This is a genomic window from Enterovibrio norvegicus (assembly GCF_002876705.1).
Lineage (GTDB): Bacteria > Pseudomonadota > Gammaproteobacteria > Enterobacterales > Vibrionaceae > Enterovibrio > Enterovibrio norvegicus_B.
In genome coordinates this window covers 1-1,475 of sequence record NZ_MDAG01000067.1, presented here as the reverse complement: position 1 = coordinate 1,475, position 1,475 = coordinate 1, and the positions used below count along the sequence as shown (strand labels likewise).

Here is a 1,475-nt window from a genome sequence, read left to right as displayed (position 1 = left end):
CCAACCATTCCGAATGGCACCTTGGCGGGTGAGTACGGTTCATTGACTCTCGTCGATGGCGCATGGACGTACACCGCTGACAGCGCGTCGATCCAATCGCTGGCTGACGGCGATACCGCGACGGATACCATCACGGTGACAGCATCGGATGGTACTACTCAAGACATCGTTATTACCATTACAGGTACGGATGATGCCGCTGTGGTGACGGGCGATACCACCGGCACCACGACGGACCAAGGCACCACAGTGTCGGGCTCTATCAGCATCAGTGATGTGGATAACGGTGAAAACCCAACCATCGATAACATCACGATTGAAGGTGAATACGGTAGCCTTACACTCACTGACGGTGAGTGGACTTACACGGTTGATCCGTCTAAAGCCAATGCACTGAATGACAATCAAACCGAGCAAGAAACCTTCACACTGACGGCGTCGGACGGTACGGTGCAACAAATTACCGTCGATGTCACGGGCACAGATGATGCAGCAGTTATCACGGGTGATAGCACGGCGAACATTACCGAAGACGCTGGCGCACAAACCGCGTCAGGCACCATCACGATCACCGATGCGGACACTGGCGATACGCCAACCATTCCGAATGGCACCTTGGCGGGTGAATACGGTTCATTGACTCTCGTCGATGGCGCATGGACGTACACCGCAGACAGCGCGTCGATCCAATCGCTGGCTGACGGCGATACCGCGACGGATACCATCACGGTGACAGCGTCGGATGGTACTACTCAAGATATTGTCATCACCATTACAGGCACGGATGATGCCGCTGTGGTGACGGGCGATACGACAGGCAACACCACGGACCAAGGCACCACAGTGTCGGGCTCTATCAGCATCAGTGATGTGGATAATGGTGAAAACCCAACCATCAGTAACACCACGATTGAAGGTGAATACGGTAGCCTTACACTCACTGACGGCGAGTGGACGTACACGGTTGACCCTGGCAGTGCACAAACCCTGCCAGACGGGGAATCGGCAAACGACACCTTCACCTTAACGGCGTCTGATGGCTCCACCCATCAAATCACGGTGACGGTTGAAGGCACCGATGATGCCGCAGTTGTCACGGGCGACTTGAGCGCGTCTGTTGCTGAAGGCGGCGATGCATCTGTCTCTGGGTCTATCAACATCAGCGACCCAGATGCGGCGGTACAACCGACCCTTGAAAACGGCACAGTCGAAGGTGAATACGGCAGCCTAACACTGACGGACGGCGAGTGGACCTACACGGTTAACCCTGACAATGCACAATCTCTGGGTGATGGTGATGCTGCGACAGACACCATCACAGTGACTGCATCGGATGGCTCTGAGCACCAAATTACAGTGACGGTAACAGGCAGCGATGATGCCTCTGTGGTCACGGGCGTGACCTCCGGCGGCATTGATTTAGGCGCGGACACACCAGAAACCAGTGTCTCTGGTACGCTATCGATTTCTGACGT

1 protein-coding gene is annotated in these 1,475 nt (G+C 55.3%); it reads left to right on the top strand.

From position 1 onward, the window contains the following. On the top strand, window positions 1-1,475 hold a 1,475-nt coding region (locus BCT27_RS22860), incomplete at both ends, for a VCBS domain-containing protein (RefSeq protein WP_198597615.1).